This is a genomic window from Bifidobacterium sp., assembly GCF_022640935.1.
Classification (GTDB): Bacteria; Actinomycetota; Actinomycetes; order Actinomycetales; family Bifidobacteriaceae; genus Bifidobacterium.
In genome coordinates, this window is record NZ_JALCCV010000048.1 from 1 (window position 1) to 10,703 (window position 10,703).

At 60.2% G+C, this 10,703-nt stretch carries 9 protein-coding genes and 2 pseudogenes; all 11 read left to right on the plus strand.

The genetic code is table 11. The annotated features are described in order from the left end of the window. A partial coding sequence (locus LKG04_RS08470; protein WP_291763806.1) for a hypothetical protein occupies positions 1-205 on the plus strand: 205 nt, incomplete at its 5' end. Continuing rightward, positions 189-1,289 carry an ABC transporter permease gene (locus tag LKG04_RS08475; protein WP_291759216.1) on the plus strand — a complete coding sequence of 367 codons (1,101 nt, stop codon included), beginning with the start codon at positions 189-191 and terminating at the stop codon, positions 1,287-1,289. The genes LKG04_RS08470 and LKG04_RS08475, both read left to right, overlap by 17 nt. A gap of 1 nt (position 1,290) precedes the next feature. Beyond that, entirely contained in the window at positions 1,291-2,031 is a 741-nt protein-coding gene (locus LKG04_RS08480; protein WP_291759213.1) for an ABC transporter ATP-binding protein, read from the plus strand. A gap of 466 nt (positions 2,032-2,497) precedes the next feature. Further along, positions 2,498-2,869 (plus strand): 30S ribosomal protein S12, encoded by a 372-nt coding sequence (gene rpsL / locus LKG04_RS08485; protein WP_024463695.1) that lies wholly within the window; start codon positions 2,498-2,500, stop codon positions 2,867-2,869. 5 nt (positions 2,870-2,874) lie between these two features. Continuing rightward, positions 2,875-3,345 carry a 30S ribosomal protein S7 gene (gene rpsG, locus LKG04_RS08490; protein ID WP_291759209.1) on the plus strand — a complete coding sequence of 157 codons (471 nt, stop codon included), beginning with the start codon at positions 2,875-2,877 and terminating at the stop codon, positions 3,343-3,345. 34 nt (positions 3,346-3,379) lie between these two features. Beyond that, positions 3,380-5,509: an elongation factor G gene (gene fusA, locus LKG04_RS08495; protein WP_291759206.1), complete on the plus strand. Its 2,130-nt coding sequence runs from the start codon at positions 3,380-3,382 to the stop codon at positions 5,507-5,509. 170 nt (positions 5,510-5,679) lie between these two features. Beyond that, entirely contained in the window at positions 5,680-6,879 is a 1,200-nt protein-coding gene (tuf, locus tag LKG04_RS08500) for an elongation factor Tu (RefSeq protein WP_291759204.1), read from the plus strand. An 894-nt stretch (positions 6,880-7,773) separates the two neighbouring features. Continuing rightward, positions 7,774-8,337, plus strand: coding sequence for an elongation factor P (gene efp / locus LKG04_RS08505; protein WP_291759199.1), 564 nt, complete (start codon positions 7,774-7,776; stop codon positions 8,335-8,337). Between the two features lie 22 nt (positions 8,338-8,359). Continuing rightward, positions 8,360-8,941, plus strand: a pseudogene (nusB, locus tag LKG04_RS08510) (transcription antitermination factor NusB); the annotation flags it as partial. A gap of 266 nt (positions 8,942-9,207) precedes the next feature. After that, entirely contained in the window at positions 9,208-10,431 is a 1,224-nt protein-coding gene (carA, locus tag LKG04_RS08515; protein WP_291759197.1) for a glutamine-hydrolyzing carbamoyl-phosphate synthase small subunit, read from the plus strand. Next, positions 10,424-10,703: pseudogene (locus tag LKG04_RS08520) on the plus strand (carbamoyl-phosphate synthase large subunit); the annotation flags it as partial. The gene carA and the pseudogene LKG04_RS08520, both read left to right, overlap by 8 nt.

Here is a 10,703-nt window from a genome sequence, read left to right on the forward strand (position 1 = left end):
AGTCCGCATGCTCACGCAGGCCAGCCATTGCTGCGTGCGCGATGTGCTTGCAGGCAGACCGGCAGGGAGCGTCATGGCGGACTTCGCCACGCTGCTTCGGATCATGCGAGACGGCTTGCGATGCCGTACCGAGAACGGCACGGAGAGTTCGATCGTCGGAAAAGCTAAAATGAAGGAGGCTGCGGACCGTGTTCCTCGCACTTAAGGAAATGAAGTACAGCAAGCTGCGTTTCTCGCTTATCATCGTCATGATCGTGCTCATCAGCTACCTCATTTTCGTGCTCACCGCGTTGGCCTATGGTCTGGCCGAATCGAACCGTCAGGCCATAGACTCCTGGCAGGCCGAATCTATCGCGCTCAGCGCCGACGCAGACGGCGGGCTCGCCCAATCCTCGCTCAGCGCCGCGCAGACATCGGCGCTCGTCTCGGAGGGATCGGCCGCGCGCATCGGGCAGCTCGCCGCCACTGTTTCTAAAGATTCCGGGAAGAGCAAAACAACCGTCCAAGTGCTCGGCATCCGAACTGACGAGTTCATTTACCGGCAGTTGCGCATTGCTGATGGGCACAAGGACTTCGATGGGCATGACGCAATCGCCGATTCAGGTTTGCGTAACGACGGCTATCGATTAGGCGATACCATCACGGTCGGTTCAAGCGACGCTGAGTTCACCATCGCCGGGTTCACCGACGGTGCCAAGTTGAGCGTGGCCCCCGTAATCTATGTGCCGCTGGACGTCTGGAGCCACCTGAAGTTCGGTTCCGACTCGAATGGATCCGCTGGCGCTTCGCCGGCCGAGGTGCCCGCTGCGAGCGCTGTCGTGTTCAACAAGACGCAGAGCTCAACGGCTCCTGATGATGTGGAGCGTCTGACGATCGGCGATTTCATCCAGGAGCTTCCCGGCTATCGCGCGCAGAACCTCACCTTCCAATTCATGCTCGTGTTCCTGTTCATCATTACGCTGGTGATTGTCGCCGTATTCCTCTACATCCTTACGATGCAAAAGATACCGAACTTCGCCGTGCTCAAAATGCAAGGCATCTTCACGAGATATCTCATCCGCAATACCATTGCGCAGGCATTGCTCATCACCCTCATCGGCGTGGCCATCGGCGCGATCTTGACCGTGCTCACCGCGATATTCATTCCTCCGTCAGTGCCGATGAGTTTCAACGTCCCCCTGCTTGCGGCTGCAGGCGGGCTGCTTCTGATCATGTCGGCGATCGGCTCGTTGGCTTCGGTGCGTACCATCGCCCGCATCGATCCCATCGCCATTATGGAAGGCAATTGATATGAACACGACGCTCAACCCGGCTGCAGAATCGGCCGGGCACGGCAGGACGGCTATCGAAATGAAGGCCATCTCCAAGGTCTACGGCGGTGCCGGCAATCAGACGCAGGCGTTGCAGCATGTCGATTTCAGCGCCTCCTATGGCCAGCTCATCGCCGTCGTCGGGCCGTCAGGGTCAGGCAAAAGCACTTTCCTGGAGATTGCCGGCGGCTTGCAGCCTCCCACTGCCGGCAGTCTTGCCATTGACGGACATCCGTACCAAGGGCTTTCGGCCAGAAAACGCGAAGAGCTGCGGCTCAATTCGATAGGGTTCGTACTGCAGGGCTACAGCCTCGTCCCCTATTTGACCGTCGAGGAACAGTTCCAACTGGTGCGCAAGGTCAAGCGCACGCCGAATCTGGATCGGGACACCTTCGCGCGGGTGCTCAACCGGCTGGGGATCGATGCGTTGCTAAATCAATACCCCGAGTCCCTCTCTGGCGGGCAACGCCAACGAGCGGCAATCGCCCGGTCGTTGTACGCCGATCCTAAAATCGTTCTGGCCGACGAGCCAACGGCCTCGCTGGACACGCCGCGCGCCTTCGAGGTCATGGAGATCTTCCGCGATCTGGCTCACGCGCTCGGCAAGACCATCGTCGTCGTCACGCACGATACGCGTCTGGAACGCTACGTGGATGCGTTGTATTCCATCACCGACGGCGTGATGCGCCACGAGAGCGTCAGGGCAATGGCCGAGAACTGAAGTCCGGCGCTATTGCAGCGATTGGTGCATTCACAGGCTTCGTGCCCGTCACGGTCCAGCCGGATGACAGGCGCACCGGCAAACGCGAAATGGCCTCGGACATTGGTGGCGAAGAGCACTTCGCGGACCGCGGGCGTCAGCGGGAATCCGGCCAAGCGGGCGTGAGCGGCATAGGTAACCGGCATTGCCTTGCACAAACCAATCAGTTGACGCCGGTTGCCATGAGAGGTGAATAGTGATAAGATGATGCCTTGTATGTGCCGCTGGGTTCCTTATGTCATAGGGGCCGAGCAGCGGGATATCCCTTGATTCGGTGAATGCAGGCAGCAATGCTGCGCAGGAGAGGCGAGGGCCATCGGGCCGGTGGACTGTGGCTGTCTTTCGCGATTCGATTCGCCTAGGATGAGGCTGCAGTGCGGCGGCTTCACAAGCGACGAAATACATCATCTGAATCGGAGAGAATCAGTTGCCCACTATTGAACAACTCGTCCGCAAGGGACGCCAGGCAAAGCCGAAGAAGTCGAAGACTTTGGCAATGAAGGGGAGCCCGCTGCGCCGCGGCGTGTGCACCCGTGTATATACGACCACCCCGAAGAAGCCGAACTCGGCTCTGCGCAAGGTCGCCCGTGTGCGTTTGAGCACCGGCATCGAAGTCACCGCCTATATCCCGGGCGAGGGGCACAACCTGCAGGAGCATTCCATCGTGCTCGTGCGCGGCGGCCGTGTCAAGGATCTGCCCGGCGTGCGTTACCACATCGTGCGCGGCGCCCTTGATACGCAGGGTGTCAAGGATCGCAAGCAGGGACGTTCCCTGTACGGTGCAAAGAAGGCGAAGTAAGAGAAATGTCACGTAAAGGACCCGCTAAGAAGCATCAGCTGCTCCCTGATCCGATCTACGGCTCGACCGTGGTGGCTCAGCTTATCAACAAGATTCTGCTCGACGGCAAGAAGGCCATCGCCGAAGACATCGTTTACTCCGCACTCGATATGGTCAAGGACAAGACCGACCAGGAGCCGGTTGCCGTCTTGAAGCGCGCGCTGGACAACATTCGCCCGAGCCTTGAGGTGCGCTCCCGCCGAGTCGGCGGCGCGACCTACCAGGTCCCCGTCGAGGTCAAGCCCGTGCGCGCGAACGCACTATCGCTGCGCTGGCTGACCGAGTTCTCGCGCAAGCGTCGCGAGAAGACCATGTCCGAACGTCTCGCCAACGAGATCCTCGATGCATCCAACGGTCTGGGCGCTTCGGTGAAGCGTCGCGAGGACACTCACAAGATGGCGGAAGCCAACAAGGCATTCGCCCATTACCGCTGGTAATTCGGCCAAGAGTAAAGCGTAAGGAAAACATCTCATGGCACTAGATGTGCTTAGCGACCTCCACGAGGTTCGCAACATCGGCATCATGGCTCATATCGATGCCGGCAAAACCACGACGACCGAACGTATTCTGTTCTACACGGGCAAGAACTACAAGATCGGCGAGACCCACGACGGCGCTTCGACCATGGACTTCATGGCGCAGGAGCAGGAACGCGGCATCACCATTCAGTCCGCCGCGACCACCTGCTTCTGGAATCGTCAGTCGCATGATTCCGATCAGAAGTTCCAGATCAACATCATCGACACCCCAGGCCACGTCGACTTCACCGCCGAGGTGGAGCGTTCGCTGCGCGTGCTCGATGGCGCCGTCGCCGTCTTCGATGCCAAGGAAGGCGTGGAGCCCCAGTCCGAGACCGTGTGGCGCCAGGCCGACAAGTACGGCGTGCCGCGCATCTGCTTCATCAACAAGATGGACAAGCTCGGCGCCGACTTCTACTATTCGGTGGGCACCATCAAGACCAAGCTTGGCGCCACCCCGCTGGTCGTCCAGCTGCCGATCGGCGCTGAGAACGACTTCATGGGCGTCGTCGACCTGGTTCGCATGAAGGCCTACGTCTGGAACGACGTCTCCGGCGATCTCGGCGCGCACTACGACACCACCGACATCCCCGCCGATCTGCAGGCCAAGGCCGAGCAGTATCGTTCGGAGTTGCTCGACGCGGTCGCGGAATCCGACGAGGACCTGCTCGAGAAGTATCTTGACGAGGGCGATCTGTCCGAGGCCGAGATCCGTTCCGGCATCCGTAAGCTGACCGTTTCGCGCGAGGCGTATCCGGTGCTGTGCGGCTCCGCGTTCAAGGACAAGGGCGTGCAGCCGATGCTGGACGCCGTCGTCGACTATCTGCCCAGTCCTGAGGATGTGCCCTCGATCGTCGGTTTCGATCCGAGCGACGAATCCATCGAGATCGATCGCAAGCCCGTCATCGAGGATCCTTTCTCGGCGCTGGTCTTCAAAATCTCGACCCATCCGTTCTATGGCAAGCTCGTGTTCGTGCGCGTCTACTCCGGCAAGGTTGTGCCTGGCGACTCCATCTACGACTCCACCAAGTCCAAGAAGGAACGCGTCGGCAAGATCTTCCAGATGCACGCCGACAAGGAGAACCCGGTCGATGCCGCCGAGGCGGGCAATATCTATACCTTCGTCGGGCTCAAGAACGTCACCACGGGAGACACGCTGTGCGACGAGAAGAACCCGATTTCGCTGGAGTCGATGACCTTCCCCGATCCTGTGATCGAGGTCGCCGTCGAGCCCAAAACCAAGGCCGATCAGGAGAAGATGGGCTTGGCGCTGGCCAAGCTCGCCGACGAGGATCCTACCTTCCAGGTCAAGACCGACGAAGAGTCCAGCCAGACCCTCATCTCCGGCATGGGCGAGCTGCAGCTCGACATCATCGTCGACCGCATGCGCCGCGAGTTCAAGGTCGACTGCAACGTCGGTAAGCCGCAGGTCGCATACCGCGAGACGATCCGCAAGGCCGTCATGAATCAGGAATACACCCACAAGAAGCAGACCGGCGGCTCCGGCCAGTTCGCGAAGGTCCTCATGGATTTCGAACCCTTGGACACCGAGTCCGGCGAGACCTACGAGTTCGAGAACAAGGTCACCGGCGGCCACATCACCAAGGAATTCATTCCTTCGATTGATGCGGGCGTGCGCGAGGCCATGGAATCCGGCATTCTGGCCGGCTTCCCTGTGGTGGGCGTCAAGGCGACCGTCACCGACGGCCAAATCCACGATGTCGACTCCTCGGAGCTCGCGTTCAAGATCGCAGGCTCCATGGCGTTCAAGACGGCGGCCCCCAAGGCCAAGCCCGTCATCCTCGAGCCGATCATGGCCGTCGAAGTCCGCACTCCCGAGGAGTACATGGGCGAAGTCATGGGCGACCTGAATTCCCGCCGTGGTTCCATCCAGTCGATGAATGACGCCACCGGCGTCAAGGTGATCGACGCGAAAGTGCCGCTGAGCGAGATGTTCGGCTACATCGGCGACTTGCGTTCCAAGACGCAGGGACGCGCGATGTTCACCATGCAGATGGACTCGTATGCGGAGGTTCCTAAGGCGGTCTCCGAGGAGATCATCAAGGCTCAGCGCGGCGAGTGACACGCCAGCCGCATGCGGTGTTCCTGTCCCCAGTCGGCACTATGATTTTGTAGCGCTGACTGGGTTCGGGCACCGATGTGGCAAACAACCCAGAAACCCAGTAAACTGTAGCGGGTGCCTGGTGCTCAGGGCACAGGCACACTACGAGACGTCCAGGAGGACAAAACATAATGGCAAAGAAAAAGTACGAGCGCACCAAGCCGCACGTTAACATCGGCACCATCGGCCACGTGGATCATGGCAAAACGACCCTGACTGCGGCCATCTCCAAGGTGCTGCATGAAGAGTATCCGGACATCAATCCCGAGTATGACTTTGATCAGATCGACGCCGCTCCTGAAGAGCAGCAGCGCGGCATCACCATCAACATCGCCCATATCGAGTATCAGACCGAGAAGCGCCACTATGCGCATGTCGATTGCCCTGGCCACGCCGACTTCGTGAAGAACATGATCACCGGCGCCGCTCAGATGGATGGCGCGATCCTCGTGGTCGCCGCCACCGACGGCCCGATGGCCCAGACCCGCGAGCACGTGCTGCTCGCCCGTCAGGTCGGCGTTCCGAAGATCCTCGTCGCGCTCAACAAGTGCGATATGGTCGACGACGAAGAGCTCATTGAGCTCGTCGAGGAAGAGGTCCGCGATCTGCTCGAGGAGAACGGCTTCGACCGCGACTGCCCGATCATCAAGACCTCGGCCTATGGCGCGCTGCATGACGATGCGCCTGACCACGAGAAGTGGGTGCAGACCATCAAGGATCTCATGGACGCCGTCGACGAGTACATCCCGACCCCGGTCCATGATCTCGACAAGCCGTTCCTGATGCCGATCGAAGACGTCTTTACCATCTCCGGCCGTGGCACCGTGGTGACTGGCCGTGTCGAGCGCGGCAAGCTGCCGGTCAACACCAATGTCGAGATCGTCGGTATCCGCGACACCCAGACCACCACCGTCACCTCCATCGAGACTTTCCACAAGCAGATGGATGAGGCTGAGGCGGGCGACAACACCGGCCTGCTGCTGCGTGGCCTCAACCGTGACCAGGTCGAACGCGGCCAGGTCGTGGCGGCCCCGAAGACCGTGACTCCGCACACCAATTTCGAGGGCGAAGTCTACGTGCTGACCAAGGATGAGGGCGGCCGCCATTCGCCGTTCTTCTCCAACTACCGCCCGCAGTTCTACTTCCGCACCACCGACGTCACCGGCGTCATCACTCTGCCGGAAGGCATCGAGATGGTTCAGCCCGGCGACCACGCCACCTTCACCGTTGAGCTCATCCAGCCCATCGCCATGGAGGAAGGCCTGACCTTTGCCGTGCGCGAAGGCGGACGCACCGTCGGCTCGGGCCGTGTCACCAAGATCCTCAAGTGAGCGATCTGCTGATGCATTTGCGCTGATGCTGCCTGCATAGGCAGCAGACAAAAAGAATCCCCAAAAGCTTACGCTTTTGGGGATTCTTACATTCGTAAGCATATGATTCATGCATTATTGCCCAACTACTGCGCTACGCCCACCTCACAACTCCTGCACCAAGTCAAGCCGTTGAGGGAGTGGTAATCTCTGACGTGACTGAAGCATCACGAGGCACGCATAAGAACCGAGTTGGTGCGGGGACTGTGCTTGCATAGGCGCCTTACCGTTCTTGGCGTCTTATGTATAAGAGTCCGTAGTATGCGCTAGTCGTCAGCACAATGAGCCCGGTGACAAGACCTGTGAGGATGAGCAGCGTGATCTGCACACTCCACATTTTGAGTGAAGCGCCGATTGTTGCATACATGGCTGTTCCGTCGAGTGAGCGCATCATGAAGACGAGGGACAGCACTCGTGCTCTTGTGGCATCGGATACAGACAGGAAAGTATAGGTGAATGCGCAGAGCGGCATCATGGACGCGTAGCCGATGGAGTCGTGCGCCGGCAGCATGCGATGGCATATGCGGCCAGCAGCGTCGTGGCGGTGATCGACGATATCGGGCATCCGAAATGATCGGATACCCATTCCGTAGGGATTTGAACAGCACCGTTCCCAACTGGAATATGGTTTCGCGCGGCGTCGCCTGTTGCACATTCAAACCATGCTGCCCCACGTACACTGGGAACACAGGCCGGTCGAGCGCGAAGCCGGTCGACATTGACAGGTTTCGCGATGAGCCTCCGGGCGCCGGAATGCGAGAAGGCATGGCGTCGGGCATCCCTGTATAGTCATTGTGGCATAATAGTGAAGGCAAATTTTGACCCTGCCCATAGATTGAAAATAGGTGACTTTACGTGGCACAAACAACCAACGACATTAAGAACGGTTCTGTACTGAACTTGGATGGCCAATTGTGGGCCGTCACCAAATTCCAGCACGTCAAGCCCGGCAAAGGGCCGGCATTCGTCCGCACCACCATCAAGAACGTGCTTTCGGGCAAGATCGTCGACAAGACCTTCAACGCCGGCATGAAGATGGAATTCGAAACGGTTGACAACCGCACGCTGCAGTATTCCTATGAGGACGGCGACAGCTTCGTATTCATGGATATGACCACATACGATCAGGTCAACATCCCGAGCGAGCTCGTCGGCGAGCAGGCCAAGTACATGCTCGAGGGCACGGATTGCATCGTGAGCTTCCATGACGGCACGCCGTTGAGCGTCGAGCTGCCGGCCTCGGTCATCCTTACCATCACGCATACCGAGCCCGGCGTGCAAGGCAACCGCTCCAACGCAGGCACCAAGCCTGCCACCGTGGAGACCGGCGCCGAGATTCAGGTGCCGCTGTTCGTGGGCGAAGGCGAGAAAGTGAAAGTCGATACCCGCGACGGCTCCTATTTGGGTCGCGAGAACTAAGGCAAGGCGGGAAATAACACCCATGGCACGTTCCACTGCCCGCAAACGGGCGCTGAACACGCTGTACGAGGCCGATGAGAAGGGACAGGACTTCCTGTCCCTTCTTGCTGAGCGCATCGCGCAGCCTGGGGCACAGACCCCGTTGCCCGACTATGCCATCGAGATTGTGCGGGGCGTGGCGGACAACCGCGCCACAATCGATCGGGCGTTGGACGAGCATTCCACCGGCTGGAAGATCCGCCGCATGGCGGTGGTCGACCGCAATATCCTGCGCATCGCCGCCTGGGAGATCCTGCGCAACGACGAGGTCCCCGACAAGGTGGCCATTGACGAGGCCCTGAGCTTGGCCAGAATGCTGAGCGACGAAGATTCGCTGTCGTTCATCCATGGCCTGCTCAGCGCACTGTGTGCCGATAAAGGACAGTATCCCGTCCAAGGCAAAGCTGATCATGACGATGCGCAAGGTGAGGAAATTCACAGTGATCATGTCGAGGCGCTCGGCGCAGCTTGCGACAGCGGAAACGATGATCAGGCCGAGATGCCCGCGGCAGGGCAATCCGCAGAGCCTGCCGATGGTGCTGAATCGGTTACCAGGATAGTCGAAGCTGCCGAGCACGCCGCATCCGCCGGGCATTACGAGCCCTTGGCGCATAGGTCCGGACAACCTGAACCGGGGCAGGCGGAGGACGCGAACTGCGAACCAGGGCCAGCCGCATCCGGGCGGGTGCCGTCCGAGGCGCCGCCCGCAGCAAGCGCACAGACTGGGCCGACAGCCGAATAACGCAACCGAAAGCGGCACACGGCCGGGCCGCGAGTCCCAACCGGCCACTAATCTTGGGTTCCAAGCAAACCAAGGGAAAAGGGGTTTTGGTGAACCAGAACGATTCCGTGGCCAACAGTTTCTCATTATCCGATGCCGTACTCGTTCTGGAGGACGGGCAGGTGTATGTCGGCGACCCGTATGGCGCCGCTGGATCGACCTGCGCTGAAATCGTCTTCGCGACCGGCATGACCGGCTACCAGGAGACGCTCACCGACCCCAGCTACGACCGGCAGATCGTCGTGCAGACCTTCCCGCATATCGGCGACACCGGCGTCAACGACGAAGACCCTGAATCCTCGCGCATCTGGGTCGCAGGGTACGTCGTGCGCGAACCCAGCCCCAACGTAAGCAACTGGCGGGCGTCCGGCAGCTTGGACGACGAACTTGCATCCCAGGGCATCGTCGGCATCAGCCGCATCGATACCAGAAAGCTCGTGCGCCACCTGCGCTCGGCAGGCGTGATGCGAGCCGGCATCTTCTCCGGTGACGCGCTCAAGGACCCGCAGACCGGTGCGCTGCGCACCATCGGCTCACTGCTCGCGCAAATCAAGGCGATTCCGCAGATGAAAGGCATGAGCCTGTACGACGAGGTCAGCACCGAAGAGCGCTATACCATCGAGCCGACTGGAAAATTCGCAGGCAAAGAGCCGCTTTTCACCGTCGCCGCCGTGGATCTCGGCATCAAGGGCATGACCCCGCACCGCCTTGCCGAACGCGGCTGCCGCGTGCATATCGTGCCATCGACCATCACCTTCGAGGAAATCGAGGCTCTGAACCCCGACGGCGTATTCTTCTCCAACGGCCCGGGCGACCCCGAGCAGGCCGATCCCGAGGTCGAGCTGCTGCGTGCGGTGCTCAACGCGGGCTACCCCTTCTTCGGCATCTGCTTCGGCAACCAACTCTTCGGACGGGCCTTGGGCTTCGGCACATATAAACTCAAATTCGGGCATCGCGGCGCGAACCAGCCGGTCATGGACACGACCACTGGCAAAGTTGAGATCACGACGCATAACCACGGTTTCGCAGTGGACGCGCCGATCGGTGAGACGGTGCTTTCCCCTTACGGGAACGGCAAATTCGGCCGGGTGTTCGTCTCCCATGTCGATTTGAACGATAACGTGGTCGAGGGCCTGCAATGCCTCGACATCCCGGCGTTCTCCGTGCAATACCATCCCGAGGCGGCTGCGGGTCCGCATGACGCCGCGTATCTGTTCGACCGTTTCGTGGAACTCATGGCCTCCGCCAGGAAAGGTGAAACCCTCCATGCCTAAGCGCACCGACATCTCATCCGTCATGGTCATCGGCTCCGGCCCGATCGTCATCGGGCAGGCCGCCGAATTCGACTATTCCGGCACCCAGGCGTGCCGCGTCCTGCGCGAGGAAGGCGTCCGCGTCATCCTGGTCAACTCCAACCCGGCAACCATCATGACCGATCCGGAAATGGCAGATGCCACCTACATAGAGCCGATCGCCACGCCGATCCTCGAACGCATCATCGCCAAGGAGCGCCCGGATGCGTTGCTGCCGACCTTGGGCGGCCAGA